General features: G+C 74.5%; 15 protein-coding genes, 1 tRNA gene and 2 pseudogenes. 8 read left to right on the top strand and 10 right to left on the bottom strand.

Annotation, left to right across the window (positions count from 1 at the left end; genetic code table 11):
- Window positions 1–22: 22 nt before the first annotated feature.
- From JD78_RS00080 to JD78_RS00070, 3 genes are read right to left on the bottom strand one after another with little or no spacing between them, the layout of a single operon-like run.
- The gene (locus tag JD78_RS00080) at window positions 23–892 is read right to left on the bottom strand and encodes a TatD family hydrolase (protein WP_153358113.1); all 870 of its coding nucleotides are present in this window, start codon (window positions 890–892) and stop codon (window positions 23–25) included.
- Entirely contained in the window at window positions 889–2,712 is a 1,824-nt protein-coding gene (metG, locus tag JD78_RS00075; protein ID WP_153358111.1) for a methionine--tRNA ligase, read from the bottom strand. The genes JD78_RS00080 and metG overlap by 4 nt, the downstream gene beginning before the upstream one ends.
- A gap of 20 nt (window positions 2,713–2,732) precedes the next feature.
- Window positions 2,733–3,377: a hypothetical protein gene (locus JD78_RS00070; RefSeq protein WP_153358109.1), complete on the bottom strand. Its 645-nt coding sequence runs from the start codon at window positions 3,375–3,377 to the stop codon at window positions 2,733–2,735.
- 219 nt (window positions 3,378–3,596) lie between these two features.
- Here JD78_RS00070 and corA point away from each other — a divergent pair, with 219 nt between their 5' ends.
- Window positions 3,597–4,712: a magnesium/cobalt transporter CorA gene (gene corA, locus JD78_RS00065; protein ID WP_228394988.1), complete on the top strand. Its 1,116-nt coding sequence runs from the start codon at window positions 3,597–3,599 to the stop codon at window positions 4,710–4,712.
- 140 nt (window positions 4,713–4,852) lie between these two features.
- On the top strand, window positions 4,853–5,725 hold the full coding sequence (locus JD78_RS00060; RefSeq protein WP_228394987.1) for an endonuclease domain-containing protein: 873 nt from the start codon (window positions 4,853–4,855) through the stop codon (window positions 5,723–5,725).
- A 50-nt stretch (window positions 5,726–5,775) separates the two neighbouring features.
- Here the strand turns inward: JD78_RS00060 and rsmI are convergent, their stop codons facing one another.
- Window positions 5,776–6,615, bottom strand: a complete 840-nt coding sequence (gene rsmI / locus JD78_RS00055; RefSeq protein ID WP_153358105.1) for a 16S rRNA (cytidine(1402)-2'-O)-methyltransferase — start codon at window positions 6,613–6,615, stop codon at window positions 5,776–5,778.
- Window positions 6,616–6,668: 53 nt separating this feature from the next.
- On the opposite strand from rsmI, the gene JD78_RS00050 reads away from it, so the two are divergent.
- Entirely contained in the window at window positions 6,669–8,195 is a 1,527-nt protein-coding gene (locus tag JD78_RS00050; protein ID WP_153358103.1) for a dolichyl-phosphate-mannose--protein mannosyltransferase, read from the top strand.
- Window positions 8,196–8,254: 59 nt separating this feature from the next.
- Here JD78_RS00050 and JD78_RS00045 read toward each other — a convergent pair whose 3' ends face one another.
- From JD78_RS00045 to JD78_RS21880, 6 genes are all read right to left on the bottom strand, one after another.
- Window positions 8,255–11,074, bottom strand: a complete 2,820-nt coding sequence (locus JD78_RS00045; protein ID WP_228394986.1) for a PQQ-dependent sugar dehydrogenase — start codon at window positions 11,072–11,074, stop codon at window positions 8,255–8,257.
- Between the two features lie 167 nt (window positions 11,075–11,241).
- Window positions 11,242–11,318, bottom strand: a tRNA-Ala gene (locus JD78_RS00040).
- A 69-nt stretch (window positions 11,319–11,387) separates the two neighbouring features.
- Complete coding sequence (gene sepX, locus JD78_RS00035; protein ID WP_153358101.1) at window positions 11,388–12,101, bottom strand: divisome protein SepX/GlpR; 714 nt, start codon at window positions 12,099–12,101, stop codon at window positions 11,388–11,390.
- Between the two features lie 224 nt (window positions 12,102–12,325).
- The gene (locus JD78_RS00030; protein WP_228394996.1) at window positions 12,326–12,877 is read right to left on the bottom strand and encodes a GNAT family N-acetyltransferase; all 552 of its coding nucleotides are present in this window, start codon (window positions 12,875–12,877) and stop codon (window positions 12,326–12,328) included.
- Window positions 12,878–12,944: 67 nt separating this feature from the next.
- Entirely contained in the window at window positions 12,945–14,333 is a 1,389-nt protein-coding gene (glp, locus tag JD78_RS00025) for a molybdotransferase-like divisome protein Glp (RefSeq protein WP_208103927.1), read from the bottom strand.
- Between the two features lie 253 nt (window positions 14,334–14,586).
- Window positions 14,587–15,069, bottom strand: a complete 483-nt coding sequence (locus JD78_RS21880) for a sugar phosphate nucleotidyltransferase (protein ID WP_243730949.1) — start codon at window positions 15,067–15,069, stop codon at window positions 14,587–14,589.
- A gap of 669 nt (window positions 15,070–15,738) precedes the next feature.
- Between JD78_RS21880 and JD78_RS22790 the strand changes: the two are divergent.
- The 5 genes and pseudogenes from JD78_RS22790 to JD78_RS00005 form a co-directional block, all read left to right on the top strand.
- Window positions 15,739–16,265: pseudogene (locus JD78_RS22790) on the top strand (transporter permease).
- A 127-nt stretch (window positions 16,266–16,392) separates the two neighbouring features.
- The gene (locus JD78_RS21870; protein ID WP_243730948.1) at window positions 16,393–16,683 is read left to right on the top strand and encodes an SLC13 family permease; all 291 of its coding nucleotides are present in this window, start codon (window positions 16,393–16,395) and stop codon (window positions 16,681–16,683) included.
- Between the two features lie 168 nt (window positions 16,684–16,851).
- Window positions 16,852–17,031, top strand: coding sequence for a hypothetical protein (locus JD78_RS21865; RefSeq protein WP_243730947.1), 180 nt, complete (start codon window positions 16,852–16,854; stop codon window positions 17,029–17,031).
- Window positions 17,032–17,123: 92 nt separating this feature from the next.
- Complete coding sequence (locus JD78_RS22785) at window positions 17,124–17,411, top strand: CoA transferase (protein ID WP_424991699.1); 288 nt, start codon at window positions 17,124–17,126, stop codon at window positions 17,409–17,411.
- Window positions 17,294–18,085: pseudogene (locus JD78_RS00005) on the top strand (CoA transferase); the annotation flags it as partial. The gene JD78_RS22785 and the pseudogene JD78_RS00005, both read left to right, overlap by 118 nt.

The raw sequence follows: 18,085 nt of genomic DNA, 5'->3' as shown, positions 1-18,085 counted from the left end.
GTGCGGCGCCGGCGCTGCCGGCTCAGCCCCAGGGGCCGAAGACCCGCTCCGCGGTCGCGGTGAGGGCGTCGCACAGCTGCGCGAGGTCGGTGCCGGTCACCTCGGCCAGCGCCCGCACCGTGTGCGGCACCAGCCGGGCCGAGTTCGGCCGCCCACGCAGCGGCGCGGGGGTGAGGAACGGCGCGTCGGTCTCCACCAGCAACTGGTCGCGCGGGGTGAGCGCCGCGGCCTCCCGCAGGTACCCGGCACTGCCGAAGGTGAGGGTGCCGGCGAAGGAGAGCACGTACCCGCGGTCGATGCACTGCCGGGCGAAGGCGGCGTCGCCGGAGAAGCAGTGCAGCACCGTGTGCTCCGGCGCGCCCTCCTCCTCGAGCACCCGCAGCACGTGCTCGTGCGCGTCGCGGTCGTGGATGACCAGGGCGATGCCGTGCCGCTTGGCGATGTCGATGTGCGCCCGGAACGAGGCCTCCTGGGCGGCCCAGCCGTCCTCGCCGGTGCGGTACCGGTCCAGGCCGGTCTCCCCCACCGCCCGCACCCGCGGCTGGGCGGCGAGCCGGTCGATCTCGGCCAGCGCCGCCTCGGTGGCCGCGCCGGCGCCCGCGTCGTTGGGGTGCAGTGCGACGGCGGCCAGCACGTTCGGGTGCCGGGCGGCGAGCTCGGCCGACCAGCGCGAGGACTCCACGTCCACGCCGACCTGCACCAGGCGCGGGACGCCGACGGCGACCGCGGCCGCGATCGCCTCGTCCACCTCCGCCTCGGTGGGCGTGCGGTCCTCACCGCCGACGGCGATGTCGACGTGGGTGTGGCTGTCGACCGCCGGCGCCGGCAGCGGCTCCGGGGACGGCGGCGGCTCACCCCGCCGGTTGGCGCGGGACGCGGCGGACCGGCTCATGCCTCGCCGTTGCCGGAGCCGCCCTGGCCGCCCTCCTCGAGCCGCCGGATCTCCTCCTCGACGATCGACTCGTCGAGCTTGGTGAACACCGGCTTCGGCGGGGCCAGCGGCGTGCCCGGCGGCGGCAGCGGCGTGGACGCCCAGACCGCCTGCCCCTGGTCGTAGTCGCCGGTGATGATCGGGTACGGCGACCCGTCGTCCAGGTCCTCGGTCTCGACCACCTGCGGGGCGACCGACCAGGTGCCGGTGCCGCCCAGCAGCTCGTGCACCTGCTGCGCCGAGTGCGGGAGGAACGGCGTGAGCAGGGCGTTGCAGTCCTTGATCGCCTGCAGCGCGGTGTGCAGCACGGTGTCCCGGCGGGCCGGGTCCTCCTTGAGCTTCCACGGCGCCTGGTCGGACAGGTACCGGTTGGCCTCGGTGACCACCCGCATCGCCTCGGTGGCCGCCGCCTTCTGCCGGTTGCGGGACAGCAGGTCACCGATCGGCGCGAACGCACCCGAGGTGGTGGCCAGCAGCGCCCGGTCGGCGTCGGTCAGCTCACCCGGGGTCGGGACGGCGCCGACGTTCTTGGCGGCCATCGAGACCGAGCGGTTGACCAGGTTGCCCCAGCCGGCGACCAGCTCGTCGTTGTTGCGGCGCCGGAACTCCGCCCAGGTGAAGTCGGTGTCCTGGTTCTCCGGGCCCGCGACGGCGATGAAGTAGCGCAGCGCGTCGGCGTCGTAGCGGGACAGGAAGTCGCGCACGTAGATGACCACGTTGCGCGAGGAGGAGAACTTGCGCCCCTCCATGGTCAGGAACTCGCTGGAGACCACCTCGGTGGGCAGGTTCAGCGCCCCGTAGGAGCCCGGCGTCCCGCCCTTGTCGCCCGCGCCGTTGTAGCCGAGCAGCTGGGCCGGCCAGATCTCGGAGTGGAAGACGATGTTGTCCTTGCCCATGAAGTAGTAGGCGTCGGCGTCCGGCGACTGCCACCACTGCCGCCACGCCTCCGGGTCACCCGAGCGGCGGGCCCACTCGATCGACGCCGACAGGTAGCCGACCACGGCGTCGAACCACACGTAGATGCGCTTGTCGTTGCGGTCGCGCCAGCCGTCCAGCGGCACGGGCACGCCCCAGTCGATGTCCCGGGTGTAGCTGCGCGGCTTGAGGTCCTCCAGCAGGTTGACGCTGAAGTTCAGGACGTTGGGCCGCCAGCTCTTCCGGGTGGCCAGCCAGTCGCCCAGGGCGCGGGTGAAGGCCGGCAGGTCGAGGAAGTAGTGCTCGCTCTCCACGAACTTCGGCGTCTCGCCGTTGATCCGGCTCACCGGGTTGACCAGGTCGGTCGGGTCGAGCTGGTTGCCGCAGTTGTCGCACTGGTCGCCGCGCGCGCCGTCGTAGCCGCAGATCGGGCAGGTGCCCTCGATGTAGCGGTCGGGCAGCGTGCGCCCGGTCGACGGGCTGATCGCGCCCAGCGTCGTCTGCGGGAAGACGTAGCCGTTCTTCAGCAGGCCCAGGAAGATCTCCTGGCTGACGTCGCGGTGGTTCAGCGTCGTCGTCCGGGTGAAGAGGTCGTAGCTCAGCCCGAGGCTGGCCAGGTCGTCCACGATCACCCGGTTGTTGCGGTCGGCGATCTCCCGCGGGGTGATCCCCTCGGCGTCGGCGGCGACCGTGATCGGGGTCCCGTGCTCGTCGGTGCCGCTGACCATCAGCACCTGGTCACCGCTCATCCGGTGGAACCGGCTGAACACGTCGGAGGGGACGCCGAACCCGGAGACGTGGCCGATGTGCCGCGGGCCGTTGGCGTAGGGCCACGCGACGGCGGTGAGGATGTGCCGATCAGTCACGGCACGAGGGTACGGGGAGGTCAGGGGGCGTCGACGACGGCAGCGGTGCTGGGCGCGGGGGCCTCCGCCGCCGGGGTGCCCAGCAGGGCGACGGCGGTGAGCGCCAGGCCGATGCAGGCGACCGTCACCAGGCGCAGGTCGCGGTGCTCGACCGCGGGGACGGCGCGCCGGGCGGGCCGCGGGCGTCCACCGGTGGCGACCCAGGCCGCGGCCGACGGGCTGGTGGCCAGCAGCAGCTTCCCGGTCGGCACGCCCAGGGCGACCAGCGCCAGACCGGGCAGCGGCAGCCCCCCGGCGACGGTGGGCTCGGCGCCCAGCAGGCCGGCGGTACCGAGCACGACCAGCAGCACGATCTCCGCGCAGCTGACGCCGACCAGCAGGCCGCGGCCCGCGCCGTCGACCAGGCTGGCCCCGCCGCCGGCGGCGAGCACCACCCAGCCGGCCAGGAGCAGCAGGCTGCCCGCCACCAGGGCCCCGGAGGGTCGCACGCCGGTGCCGAAGACGCCGTCCAGGCCGGCCAGACCGAGCGCGAGCAGACCCAGGGCCTGCACCACGGCGAGCAGCCCGGCGGCGGCCACGGTGACCGGCAGCCGCGGCGGGCGTGCCACGGCCGGTGCCGGCCGGCGGGCGGCCGGGCGGGGGACGTCGAGGACTGCGCTGGTCACGGGGGTCGCTCCTGGCCGGGGACGGGGTGTCACCGCTTCCGTCGACCTCCGCGGGCCGGCCCCCGAGGACCACCGGTGCCCAGCTCACCCGGAGGGGTGAGGAGCGGCACCGGGCCCGGGTGGGCGGCACCGGGCCGGAGCGGTGATCATCGACGTGGGGACCGCGCCCCGGGTCGCGGCAGGCGCCCACCCGCCGTCCCCACGACCACGAGGAGAACCGTGAGCGAGACCGACAGCAGCGCCGTGCGCCCCTCCGCGGGCCCGCCGGCGGCGACGCTCCCGGAGACGGTGCGCCCGCGCCCGGCCGGCGCACCGCGGCTGCCGCGGGAGACGACCCGGGAGACCCCCGACCCGCTCGTCGACTGCGCGGTGTACGTGCGGGGCGAGCGGCACGACGTCGAGCCCGACCGCGCGCTGGAGGTGGCCCGCGAGCTCGGCGGCTACGTGTGGCTGGGGCTGTTCGAACCCACCGAGGAGGAGCTCAGCGCGATCGCCGAGCACTACGGCCTGCACCCGCTGGCGGTGGAGGACGCCGTCTACGCCCACCAGCGCCCCAAGCTGGAGCGCTACGACGACGCGCTGTTCATGGTGCTGAAGACGGCGCGCTACGTGGAGCACGACGAGCTCACCGCCACCAGCGAGGTGGTGATGACCGGCGAGATCATGGTGTTCGTCGGCGCGGACCACGTGATCACCGTCCGGCACGGCCACCACGGCGAGCTCAGCCAGCTGCGCAAGGCGCTGGAGCAGCAGCCGGACCTGCTCTGCCACGGGCCGGCCGCCGTCCTCTACGGCATCGCCGACCACGTCGTCGACGACTTCGTGGAGGTCGCCGAGGCGGTCGAGGACGACGTCGAGGAGCTCGAGGTCTCGGTGTTCAGCCCCGAGCGCACCGACGACACCCCGCGCATCTACCAGCTCAAGCGCGAGCTGATGCAGCTGCGCCGGGCGGTGGGCCCGCTGGAGCTGCCGCTGTCCGCCCTGGCCGACCGGCCGCTGGAGCTGGTGCCCGAGGGCATGCGCTCCTACTTCCGCGACGTGCAGGACAACGCGCTGCGCACCCGGGACCAGGTCGCCGGCCTCGACGAGCTGCTGTCGAACATCCTGCAGGCGGCGCTGGCCCGGATCTCGGTCGCGCAGAACGAGGACATGCGCAAGATCTCCGCGTGGGCCGGCATCATCGCCACCCCGACGCTGATCGCCGGCGTCTACGGGATGAACTTCGAGTACATGCCCGAGCTCGACGAGGTCTGGGGCTACCCGGCGGCGGTGCTGCTGATGGTCGCCGTCTGCTTCGGGCTCTACCGCGGCTTCAAGCGCAGCGGCTGGATCTGACCCTCCTCTCCCCCGCTCGTTGTTCCGCCGTTGTGCGCTGATCGTCGGTCCGCCGCTGCCGGACCGACGACTCGTGCACAACGGCGGGGCCTGTGGACGGTGACGGCGGGACACCGGTCGGGACCGGCAGGGTGCTGCGGGTGCTGGCCGTCCCCGACCACCTCCGTTCCGTCCCGTTCCGCGGCTCCGTGGCCGTGCGGGACGGCGCCCTGACCCACGCGCAGTTGCGCAGGCGCTGCTGGGTCCGCCTCTTCCCCGACGTCTACGTGCACCGGGACGTCGAGGTCACGCACGCGCTGCGGGCTCGCGCGGCCGGCGCCCTGCTGCTCCCCGACGACGTCGTCACCGGCGTCAGCGCGGCCGCCCTGTGGGGTGTCCCGCTCGCCGGCCCGGACGACGACGTGGAGGTGAGCCGCTGGCCGGGCAGCCACCCTGTCCGCGTGCCCGGCCTCCGCGTCCGGCGGACGGACCTCGAGGAACGCACCGTGGTCTGGGACGGAGGCGTCCACCTGACCACCCCGGAGGCGACCGCCGTCCGGCTGGCCGGTGCGTTGCCACTGGACGACGCGGTGGCGGCGGTCGACCAGCTCGTCGTGCTCGCCGATGCGGACCTGGCCGAGATCCGCTGGCAGGCCGGTGCGGCGCTCGGGCCGGGCTGCCGTCGGGCACGGCGCGCGGTGGCGCTGGCCGACGGCCTGGCCGAGTCCCCGAAGGAGACCGAACTGCGCCTCCTGGTGCACCGCAGCAACCTCCCCCGGCCGGTCGCCCAGCACGAGGTGCGGCGAGACGGCCGGTTCGTCGCCCGGGTGGACTTCGCGTGGCCCGACCGGCGGCTGGCCGTAGAGTACGACGGGCTGTGGCACCGCGATCCCCGCCAGTTCGGCGACGACCGCGAGCGGCTCAACCGGCTCACGGCGGCGGGCTGGCGGGTCGTGTTCGTCACCGCACGTGACCTCCACCGCCCGGCCGAGCTCCTCGCCCGGATCGCCGCCGCGCTCGCCGTTGTGCGCTGATCGTCACGCCAGCACCGGTGGACCGACGATCAGCGCACAACGGCGCGCGGTCAGGTGGACTTGGCGGCGACGACGGCGTCGTAGACGACCCGCCGGGGCAGCCCGGTGCGCGCCACCACGGTGCGGATGGCCTCCTTGCGGTCGGCGCCGGCGGCCTCCTCGGCGGCGACCTCGGCCGCCAGCTCCGCCGGCTCGAGGGACACCGGCCCGGCGACGGCGCCGGCCACCACCAGGGTGATCTCCCCGCGCACGCCGTCGGCGGCCCACGCGGCCAGCTCCCCCAGCCCGCCGCGGCGGACCTCCTCGTGGGTCTTGGTCAGCTCCCGGCAGACGGCGGCGGGCCGGTCGGCGCCGAGGGCCGCGGCCGCGTCGGTGAGCGCGTCGGCCAGCCGGTGCGGGGACTCGTAGAAGACCATCGTGCGCGGCTCGGCGGCCAGCGCGGCGAGCGCCGAGCGCCGCTCCCCGCCCTTGCGCGGCAGGAAGCCCTCGAAGGTGAACCGGTCGCAGGGCAGCCCGGACACGGCCAGCGCGGTGACGACGGCGGAGGGGCCGGGCACCGAGGTCACCTCGACGCCGGCCTCGATGGCCGCGCGCACCAGCGTGTAGCCGGGGTCGGACACCGACGGCATGCCCGCGTCGGTGATCAGCAGCACGGTGCGGCCCTCGGTCATCGCTGCGACCAGCCCGGGGAGCCGGGCCCGCTCGACGGTCTCGTGGAAGGTGACCACCTTGCCGGTGAGGGTCACCTCGAGGTCCTTGGCCAGCCGGTGCAGCCGCCGGGTGTCCTCGACCGCCAGGACGTCGGCCTCGGCCATCGCCTGCCGCAGCCGCGGGCCGACGTCGCCGGGTTGGCCCAGCGGGGCGCCGCCGAGCACGAGTCGTCCTGTCACGACGCCGAGCCTGTCACGCCGGCGCTGACAGGCTCGGCACATACCCTGCCCGCATGGCGGTGCTGGCCCCCGAGCGGACCGAGTCGGCACCGGAGGACCCGGCTCCGGCCCGGCGGCGTCGCCGGCCGCCGCGGCCGCGGCGGCAGGCGGTGCGCCCCCTGCCCGGCGACCGGCGGCTGGCCGCGGTGCTCACCGCGCTGCTGGGCCTGGCCACGCTGGTGTCCCGGCTGTGGGGCATCAGCTACCCGCAGGACCTGGTCTTCGACGAGGCGTACTACCCGCCGGAGGGCGCGGAGCTGCTGGAGCTCGGCTACGAGTACAACCGCGGCTACACCTTCATCGTCCACCCGCCGCTGGGCAAGTGGCTGATCGCGGCGGGCGAGCACCTGGTCGGCTACGAGTCGCTGGGCTGGCGGCTGCCCAGCGCGATCGCCGGGACGATCGCCGTGGTGGTGCTGACCCGGCTGGCCCGCCGGCTCACCGGCTCGACGCTGCTGGGCCTGGTCGCCGGCCTGCTGCTGGCGCTGGACGGCTTCTCCTTCACCCTCAGCCGGATCGGCCTGCTCGACGTCTTCCTGCAGGTCTTCGTGGTGTCCGCGGTCGCCTGCCTGGTGGTCGACCGCGACCGGGTGGCCCAGCGGGTCCGCGACGGCGCCGACCGGGTGACCGCGACCGGGTTCCGGCTGGGGCCACGGGGCTGGCGGATCGCCGCGGGCGTGCTGTTCGGCTGCGCGTGCGGGGTGAAGTGGAGCGGGGTCTGGTTCCTGGCCGCCTTCGCCGTCCTGTCGCTGTGGTGGGACCGGGCCACCTGGCGCGAGGCCGGCGCGGCCCGGCCGACGGTGGCCACGCTGCGCCGGGGCCTGCCCGGCGCCACCTGGGCGCTGGCGGCCGTCCCGGTGCTGACCTACCTGGCGACCTTCGTCGGGTGGTTCCGCGGGGAGAACGCGCAGGGCCGGCACTGGGCGGCGCAGAACCCGGACACCGACTGGCCGTTCGTGCCCGGGGCGCTGCGGGCGCTGTGGCACATGCACGGGGAGTGGCTGACGTTCCACAGCGGGCTGTCCAGCCCGCACCCGTGGGAGTCCGGGCCGTGGTCGTGGATCGTCGACGGCCGGCCGATCCTGCTGTGGAACCCGCAGGGGCTCACCGACGCCGCGGGCGGGCAGATCGTCCGCTACATCCTGATGCTGGGCACACCGACGCTGTGGTGGCTGTTCCTGCCCGCGACGCTGTGGCTGCTCTGGCGGATCGTGGCGCGCCACGACCGGGCCGCCGGCGTCGCCGCCACCGCCATCGCCGCCGGGTGGCTGACCTGGTTCCTCAACACCGACCGGACGATGTTCATCTTCTACATGGCCCCCGCCGTGCCGTTCTTCGTGCTGGCGGTGACGCTGGTGCTGCAGGACGTGCTCGGCCGCCCGGGCGCGAGCACGTTCCGCCGGCAGGTGGGCCTGGGCGCGGTCTGCCTGTACCTGGCGGTGGTCGCCATGACGTTCGTCTTCTTCCACCCGGTGCTCACCGGGGCGCCGCTGTCGCACGCCGAGTGGCTGCAGCGGATGTGGTTCCCCTCCTGGTTCTGATCCGCCGGGCAGCCGGGCGCGGGTCGCCGCGGACCCGGCGGGCTCCCAGCGGCCCGACGTCACCGGCGCAGTTCGGTGACCTGCCCGGTGGACGCGTCCCAGACGAGGGAGCCGCCTTCGAAGTCCGACCGTCGTCCGCCGGGGACCGAGTACTCGTCGCTGGTCGGGTAGCCCAACCACGAGCGTTCCCAGCCGAGACCCGCCCACCTGTCCCGGATGGCGCCCTCGACACCGTGCGCCCCTGTCCTGGGGGTCCAGTAGACCGATCCGCCCTCGAAGTGGTTGAACCGGCCGACCCCGTCAGGGGTCCCGGTCTCGTCGGTCACCGGGAAGCCCAGCCGGCCGCCCTCCCAGCCCGAGCGGGCCCAGGTCTGGTAGATGCTGCCGTGCACGCTGCGAGCGCCGAGCCCCGGCAGCCAGTAGATTCCGCCGTCCTGGAAGTCGTTGTACCGCCCACGGCCGTTCGGGGTGCTCCGCTCGGAGCTGCGGGGGTAGCCGTGGACACTCCGCTCCCAGCCCATCGCCGCCCAGCGGCTCCGGATGTCCCCGCCGACCTGGTGCGCACCCGTCGCCGGCGTCCAGTAGACCGAACTGCCGCCCGCGAAGTGGTTGTACCGGCCGACGCCGTCGGGGGCGGTCGACTCGTCGGTCAGCGGCTCCCCGTGCCGGAGGTGGCCGCCCTCGCCCAGGTAGGTGCCCACGATCGCGCCGTGCACCTCGTGCACGCCGGCCGCCGGTGACCAGTACATCCGTCCCCCGGCGTGCGGGCGGTAGCGCAGCTCCTGGTCACCCGCCTCGGCGCCGGCCGGCGCCCCCAGCACCGTCCGCACCTGCGGATCGGTGGCGTACCGGCGGTCGATCGGGGTCAGGTACTCGGCCCTCAGCACGACGTCCTGGTCGGGCATCGTCAGCGTGCGCGCCCGGGGTGCACCGTCGGACCACCGCTCGAACGTGGCCACGCCGTCGACGGCGACCGTCGGCGCGGTCAGCGACACGGTCGCTCCCACGGTGACCGGGACGCTCGCCCGGGCGACGCCGTTGACCGTGACGGCACTCGGCGTGCTGGGGTCCACGGCCAGCGTGCGCAACCGCGGCGCGGCCTCGAACGCCTGCTGGACCCGCACCCCGGCGGAGTCCACGGCGCTGGCCACGATCTGCAGCCGGGTCTGGTCCCCGTGGTCGTCGAAGGGCCGGGAGAACGACGGGCCGGTGGCGGACTCGCCGGGGTGGTCGTGGCAGTAGCCGCCGCTGCAGTGCACGAGCCGCACGCTCCAGGTGACCGGCAACGCGCCGTCCTCCCGGTCCGTGGCGGTCGCGCCGGCCGTCACCGTCTCCCCGACGGCGAAGCGCCGGTCCGCCGGGGGCGCGGTGAGGGAGATGACCGGGGTGCCGTTGGCCGGCTGGACCGTCAGCTCGGTCGTACCGGTGGCTCCCAGCGGGTCGGTGACCGTGAGCCGCGCGGTGTAGGTGCGGTCCCCCGGCGGATAGGTGTGCACGACCCGCGGCCCGGTGGCGCTCGTCCCGTCCCCGAACTCCCAGGCGTGGGTGATCGGCTGGCCGTCGAGGTCCGCGGAGGCGCTGCCGTCGAAGGTCACCGTCCCGGTCGCCGGATCGGAGACCAGCGTCGCCTCGGCCATGGGTGCCCGGTTGCCCGGCAGGTAGGCCAGCCGCTTGAGGACGCTGCTGCCGATGTCGGCGTACACCACGTCCCCGTTCGGCGCGGCCGCGAACTTCACCGGCAGGCCGTTCTCGACCCCGAAGCCGGTGGGTTCCGGCGGGCGGACCACCTGCCCCTGCGCGTCGTAGCGCATCGTGTAGACCCGCTGGGACGCGTAGTCGCCGAAGAAGTAGGCGCCGTGGTACCGCTCGGGGTAGGCCGCGCCGGTGTAGACGATGCCACCGGTGACGCTGGTGCCCGCCGGCCCGTGCTCGTAGGTGTGCAGGGGCGGGGTCTGCACCACGCCGTCACAACCGGGCAGGTCGGCGTAGCCGGGAGTCCGGGTCGCCCCTTCCCAGCAGGGCCAGCCGTAGTTCGCCCCGGGGCGGACCAGGTTGATCTCCTCCCAGGTGTTCCAGCCGACGTCCCCGAGGACGGGTGCACCGGTGGCCGGGTCCAGGCTCATCCGGAAGGGGCTGCGGAAGCCGCTGGCGTAGACGCGGCTGCGCCAGGACGAGGGGTCGGCCGGGTCGTAGAACGGGTTGCTCGGCACGCCCCGACCGTCGGGCAGGACGTGCAGCACCTTGCCCCGTCCGTCGTCGATGTCGAGCGCCCCGAGCGCACGCTCGTCGACGTAGCGGAAGTCGGCCGCGTCACCGATGGTGACCCACAGCGAGCCGTCCGGGTCCGGGACCAGGCTCGACATGGTGTGCACGTCGGCGTGGCTCTCCAGGTCCCAGATGACCCGCTCGTCCGCCAGACCGGTGGGCTCCGGCGCACCCGTCACGGCCCACGAGCTCAAGCGCATCGTCCACCGGCCGTCGACCAGCAGGGTGCGCGCGGTGAAGATCCGCCGGCTGGTGGCGTGGTCGGCGGGGACGGCCAGCCCGGTGAGCCCCAGGTCCTGCACCGTCACCACGGACAGCTCGGCGAGCGTCCGGGCCCGCCCGTCGGGCGACACCCAGGCCACCCGGCCGTTCTTGCCGGTCGTGTACCAGCTGCCGTCCGGGGCGAAGGCGAAGTCGGTGAGCAGCCCGTCCTGACCGCTGGGCAGGTCCCGGACGACGAAGCCCGCCGGCAGCGACGGCGCGGCGACGGCCCGCCCGGGTGCTGCCACCAGCGTGGCCGTCACCAGGAGGGCGAGCACCAGCAGTGCGCGCGGCAGCTGCCAGGTGCGCGCGGGCGACGACGTGGTGCGGCTGCGCTGGTTCCCCGGGCCCACCCGGCAGAGGCAACCAGAGGCGACGGACAGCGCCGACGACCCGGAGCGCGCGCCCCACGACCCGCCGCCCTCCGCCACACAGCGTGTCGGGGTCCTGACGGAGCACTGCGCGCGGGCCCGTCCCGGGGAACGCAACAGGCCGGGCCCCTGACGGGACCCGGCCTGGGTGGTGGAGCTGAGGGGATTTGAACCCCTGACCCCCTCGATGCGAACGAGGTGCGCTACCGGTCTGCGCCACAGCCCCGTGGTGCGGGAACGAGGTTACCTGCCGCTCCCGCCGGCGCTGCCACGGGGGGCGGCGCCGGCGGGTCGCTCAGCCGTTGGCGACGCGGCGCGGCTGGTAGACGTCGACGTCGGCGAAGCCGATGTCGTCGTCGTCGAGGCCCACGACGGCGCTGTGCTGCCAGCCGGCGGGCGCGGGGGTCCGGGCGGCGACGACGCGGCCGGGGCGCAGCGGGTGCACCGGCGCCAGCGGCACGCTCGGGTGCTGCGCCGCCGGCGCCTGGACCGGCACGACCGGGCGGGCGTCGTCCCAGCCGGGGGCGGGACGGGCGCTCGGGTGGGCGGCGGCGCGCGGCGCGGGCCGGCGCACCGGACGGTGGGCGGCGGCGCGGGCGGCCCGGCGGGCCGCCGCACGGCGCTCCCGCTGGGCGGCGGCGCGGGTCACCATCAGGTAGCCGACGACGGCGACGTCGAGCAGCACCTGCGGGGCCCACATCCAGCTGCGCCAGGCCACCGCGCCGACGAGGGCCAGCAGGGCGAGCGCGACCAGGCCGGCCAGCGTGCGCCGGCGCACCGCGTGCACGTCGACCTGCAGCTCACCGCTGCTGCGCAGCTGGGCGCGGTCGATCGACACCCGCTCGGTCTCGGCGTGGACCACCGGGTCCACCGTCCGCCGCCGCTGGAGAGTGCGCCCCGAGTCGGGAGCCGCCGTCCTGCTGGAGCCGTCGCCCCGGGTGACCACCATCGGCACCAGGACCACGAACCACAACACGACGAGAGCGGCCAGCAGTACGCCTGATCCCATCACGAACACCCCGATCCATCCCTGGCACCACGATCCGACCCCGATCCCTGGGGCCACACGAGTCACATCAGTCACTCGCGGAGTCAAGGTAAGGCTGCGGTCTGCCGATGAAGGGGACGTTCACCGGTGTGTCGGCGCGATGCCGGTCCACACCGGCGTGTCGGCGTCCTCCCCCGGTCTCGGAGCGGTAACGGCCCGTACCCAGTTGATCACCGTCGGTCGACTCAGTCCGGGACCCGGGCCCGCCACCGGTGGAACACCCCACCGGGTGAGTCCTCGGCCAGCAGCGCGTAGGCCAGGTGGTCCCGCCAGGCGCCGTCGATGTCCAGGTAGCCGCGCAGCAGCCCCTCCTGGCGGAAGCCCAGCCGCTCCACCAGCCGGCGGCTGGGCCGGTTCTCCGGCCGGATGTCCGCCTGCAGCCGGTGGAGCCCCACCGGGCCGAACGCGTGGTCGCAGACCAGCGCCACCGCCAGCGAGGTGACCCCCTGCCCGGCCACCGAGCGGTCGACCCAGTAGCCCAGGTGCCCCGACCGCAGGGCGCCGCGCACGATGTTGTCGACGGTCACCTGCCCGACCAGCCGGCCCTGCCAGCGGATGGCGAACGGCAGCGAGCCACCCGTCCGCGCCCGCCGGTCGGAGATCCGCCGCATCGCGCGGTACGCCGCCGGGGTGTGCCGCTGCGACCACGGCAGCTCGGAGGTGGGCTCCCACGGGGTCAGCCACTGCTCGTTGTCCAGCCGCAACCGGGACCAGGCGGCCGCGTCGGAGCGCTGCAGGGGGTGCAGCTCGACGGCACCCCACGCCAGCCGGGCCGGCCACCCCGGGTGCGGGGACGCGTCCAGCTCAGCCGCCCAGCAGCATGGGCATGACGGTGACCAGCCCGCCGGCCGCGACCTCGGTGACGTCCTCGTCGACGACGATCAGGCAGTTGGCCTTGGCCATCCGGGCGAGCATCGCCTGGTCGCCGTCGCCGATCGGCTCGACCACGTACCCGCCGTCGGGGTGGCGCATCACCTGGCCGTGCAGGTACTGGCGGTAGCCCAGCGGGGAGAGCAGCTGCTGCGCCGACACGGCCTGCACGGTGCGGCGGAACAGCTGCCGCTTGCCCAGCATCAGCCGGATCGCCGGGCGCACGAACACCTCGAAGGCGACCAGCGCGGCCACCGGCTCCCCCGGCACGCAGATCACCGGGACCTGGTTGGGGCCGAGCTTGCCGAAGGCGTGCACCGGGCCCGGGTGCATCGCGACCTGGGTGAAGGTGAGCCCACCGAGCTCGTCCAGCGCCTCCTGCAGCAGGTCGGGGCCGGCGTTGGCGAAGGTGCCGGCGATCAGCACGACGTCGCTGCGCAGGGTCTGCCCCTCGATCAGCTCCACCATCCGGCGCCGGTCCGGCGGCAGGATGCCGGCCCGGTAGGCCTCGGCGCCGGCGTCGCGGGCCGCGGCGGCCAGGGCGTAGCTGTTGACGTCGACGACCCGGCCCGGCGCCGGCGGGGTGCCCACGTCGACCAGCTCGTCACCGGCGGAGAGCACGGAGATCCGGGGGCGCGGCCGCACCGCGACCCGCTCCCGCCCGACGGCGGCGAGCAGGCTGATCTGCGCGGGGCCGATCGGGGTGCCGACCTGGACCGCGACGTCGCCGGGGGCGACGTCGTCGCCGACCCGGCGCACGTAGCTGCCCGGCGCCAGGGCGGCGAAGACCCGCACCCGGGCGACGCCCTGGTCGGTCCAGGCGGCGGGGACGACGACGTCGGCCCCGGCGGGGAGCATGGCCCCCACCGCGACCCGCACCGCGAGCCCGGCGGAGATCCCCGGCGCGCCGGTCGACCCGGCCTCGGTGTCCCCGACGACGGCGAGGTCGACCGGCTCCTCCACGGTGGCGGCGGTGACGTCCACCGACCGCACGGCGTACCCGTCGAGGCCGGCCTGGTCGAACGCCGGCAGCGCCAGTTCGCTGGTCACCAGCTCGGCGCAGAGCAGCCCCTGGGCGTCGAGCACGGCCAGCTCGATCGGGTCGGGCTGCGGCACGGCACCGAGGACGACGTCCAGGTGGTGCTCCACGGTGCGCAGCCGCACCCCGGAGACGTCCACCGAGCCGGTGTCGGCCTGCGGGTCGGGGGTGCGATCGCCGGTGGCGACCGCCGGGGAGGGCACCCGGTCGGAGGCGAACGCCGACCGGTCGACCTGCACGGTGTCCCGGCCCAGCGGTCGCGGACCGCTGCCGGGGTCGATCAACTGGTGTCCCGCGGGGTGGGCACGCCCACCACCGCCGGGTCGGTCCCGCTCGCTTCCCGGGTCCCGGTGGCCAGCCAGCCCGGGTGTCGTCCTCGCTCATCCCCACCACCGTCGTCCGACCGTCGTCGGTCATCTCCGCCGGCCGGGGTGCCCGGCCGGGCCGCCGTTCGACGGACCTGGCCCCCGATGGTGCCCCCCTGGAGGGTCCGGTCAGGCGGGCGACGCGCCCTCGGCGGGCAGGTCGGCGACGAACTCACGCAGCCAGGGCCGAACGCGGGGCCGAGGTCCTCGCGCTCGAGGCGAGCCGGACCACGGCCTTCAGGTAGTCGAGCTTGTCACCGGTGTCGTAGCGGCGGCCGGAGAAGACCACGCCGTGCACCGGCACGCCGTCGTCGACCAGCTTGAGCAGCGCGTCGGTCAGCTGGATCTCCCCGCCGCGGCCGGGCGGGGTGTCGCGGATGGCCGGGAAGACCTCCGGCGGGAGGACGTAGCGGCCGATGATCGCCAGCGAGCTGGGGCCTCGTCGGCCGGGGGCTTCTCCACCATGCCGGTCACCGGAAGACCGGGTCGCCGGCGGCGTCGCCGGAGACGTGCGCGTCTCGACGGCGACCGCGCCGTACTTGGAGATGTTGTCCGCGCCGACGTCGAGCAGCGCGATCACCGCACCGCCGTGCTCGGCCTGGACGGCGATCATCTGCTCCAGCAGGTGGTCGCGGGCGTCGATGATGTCGTCCACCCAGGAGCACGGCGAACGGCTCGTCCCCCGACGAAACCGTCGGCCTGCAGGACGGCGTGCCCCAGGCCAGGGCCTCGCCCTGCCGGACGAAGAACACCTGGGCGACGTCGGTGGACTCGGCGACGGCGTCGAGCCGGCCCTGGTCGCCCTTGGCCTCCAGCGCCGTCTCCAGCTCCGGGGTGCGGTCGAAGTGGTCCTCGATGGCGCCCTTGTTGCGGCCGGTGACCATGAGCACCTGGCCCAGGCCGGCGCGGGGCCGCCTCCTCGACGATGTACTGGACCGCCGGGCGGTCGACGACCGGGAGCAGTTCCTTGGGCACCGACTTGGTCGCGGGCAGGAACCGGGTCCCCATCCCGGCGACCGGGATGACGGCCTTCGTCGTGGTCGGGCGCTCGGCAGGCTGGCTCGGCATGCGGGCCACCCTAGCCAGCCCCGCGCGGGTGGTCGACTCCCCGAGGTGGTGAAGCAGCAGGCGACGCCGCGCACACCCGCACCGGGCACCGCCGTCCTTTCCCGGAGGTGCAGGACCCAACGACGTGAGAGAAGGTGACCTCCGTCTCCGGGCGTCCGACCGGCGAGACGACGTCCTGGAGGTCACGTGTCACCCGAGATCATCTCGATCATCGCGCTGGGTGATCTTCGCGATCGCCACCGTGCTGCCCATCAACATGGGCGCGCTGGCCTTCGTGGCCGCCTTCCTGGTCGGCACCCTGGCGGTGGGGATGAGCACCGACGACATCGTCGCCGGCTTCCCCCCGAGCTGGTGCTGACCCTGATCGGCGTCACCTACCTGTTCGCCATCGCGCAGAACAACGGCACCGTCGACCTGCTGGTCCGCGGTGCCGTGCGCCTGGTCGGCGGTACATCGCACTGATCCCGTGGGTGATGTTCGCCGTCACCCGCGGTGCTCACCGCGATCGGCGCGCTCTCCCCCGCCGCGGTCGCGATCATCGCCCCGATCGCGCTGGGCTTCGCCTCCCGCTACGGGATCAACCCGCTGCTGATGGGCATGATGGTCGTGCACGGCGCCCAGGGTGGCGGCTTCTCCCCGATCAGCGTCTACGGGGTGACCGTCAACGGCGTCGTCGAGCAGAACGACCTGCCGAGCAGCCCGCTCACCGTCTTCCTGGGCAGCCTGTTCTTCAACATCGCGATCGCGCTGGTGCTGTTCTCGTGCTGGGCGGCCGCGGCCTGATCGGCCGGCGGGTCACCGACGCGGGCCGGGGTGTCGCAGCCGACGACACCCGGACGACGTCGAGGTCAGCGGCCACGGTGCCGCGACCGGGCCGGGCGTCGGCCCGGACACCGCGAGCCCGGGCGGGGTGGCCACGAGCACGGTGGACACCGCCACGCCACGACCCCGGGTCACGCCCGAGCAGGTGCTCACCCTGATCGGGCTGGTCACCCTCGCCGTCCTCGCGCTGGCCTTCGACCTGGACATCGGCTTCGTGTCCATCACCATCGCCACCGTGCTGGCGCTGTTCTCCGCCGCCCGGCACAAGGGCGCGGTCTCCCAGATCAGCTGGTCGACGGTGCTGCTCATCGGCGGCGTGCTGACCTTCGTCTTCGTGCTGCAGGAGGCCGGCACCATCGACTACGTCGGGAGGCCGTGACCGGTCTGGGCAGCCCGCTGCTGGTCGCGCTGCTGCTGGCCTACATCGGCGGCGTGGTCTCGGCGTTCGCGTCCTCCACCGCGATCATCGGGGTGGCGATCGCCCTGGCCGTGCCGTTCCTGATGAGCGGGCAGATCGGCGCCGTCGGCGTGGTGGTCGCCCTGTCGGGTGGCCTCGACCATCGTCGACGTCAGCCCGTTCTCCACCAACGGCGCGCTCGTGCTGGCCAACGCGCAGGACGTCGACCGCGACCGGTTCTACAAGCAGATGCTGGGCTACTCGGGGATCGTCGTCGTCGCCGGGCCGCTGCTGGCGTGGCTGGTCTTCGTCGTGCCGGGCTGGCTGTGAACCACCCTGAGAGAGGAACGACCGTGAGCGGAGCACTGGACGGCGTCCTCGTCGTCGACCTGACCCGGGCGCTGGCCGGGCCGCACGCCGGGATGATGCTCGGCGACCTGGGCGCCCGGGTGATCAAGGTGGAGAACCCCGGCAGCGGGGACGACAGCCGCGGCTGGGGGCCGCCGTTCGTGGAGACGGCCCAAGGGCGGAGTCCACCTACTTCTTCTCCGCGAACCGGAACAAGGAGTCGATCGCCCTCGACCTCAAGGACGACGCGGACAAGGCGGTGCTCACCGAGCTGCTGCGCCGCGCCGACGTGCTGCTGGAGAACTTCCGGCCCGGCACGCTGGCCCGCCTCGGCTTCGGCACCGACGTGCTCGCCGAGCTGAACCCGCGGCTGGTGCAGCTGTCGATCAGCGGCTTCGGGCACGACGGCCCGGAGGGGCAGCGGGCCGGCTACGACCAGATCGCCCAGGGCGAGGCCGGGCTGATGTCGCTGACCGGCGCGGCCCGGACGACCCGCAGAAGGTGGGCGTGCCGATCGGTGACCTGCTGGCCGGCATGTACGGCGCCTACGGCGTGCTCGCCGCGCTGTACGAGCGGGAGGCGCACCGGCCGCGGCCAGGTGGTGCGCACCTCGCTGCTCGCCTCGGTCGTCGGGGTGCACGCCTTCCAGGGCACGGCGCACACGGTGGCCGGCCGGTGCCCCGCGCCCAGGGCAACCACCACCCCTCGATCGCCCCGTACGGCCTCTTCCGCTGCGCCGGGGCAGCGTGCAGCTGTCCTGCGGCAGCGAGGGCCTGTGGCGCCGGCTGTGCAACGAGTTCGGGCTGGACCCCGCAGCGCCGCGCATGGCCACGAACGGTGAGCGGTCGAGCACCGCGCGCAGGTGATCGAGCTGCTGGAGGGCGCGTTCGCCGAGATCCCGCGCCCGAGCTGCTGGCCCGGCTGGACGCCGCGGGCGTGCCGGCGGGGAAGGTGCGCACCCTGGACGAGGTCTACGCCTGGGACCAGGTGGCGTCCCAGGGGCTGAAGGTCACCGTCGAGCACGCGACCGCCGGGG

The organism is Modestobacter roseus (assembly GCF_007994135.1).
Taxonomy (GTDB): domain Bacteria; phylum Actinomycetota; class Actinomycetes; order Mycobacteriales; family Geodermatophilaceae; genus Modestobacter; species Modestobacter roseus.
Note: the sequence above shows the minus strand (reverse complement) of the source record. Positions and strands in the feature narration are given on the sequence as shown.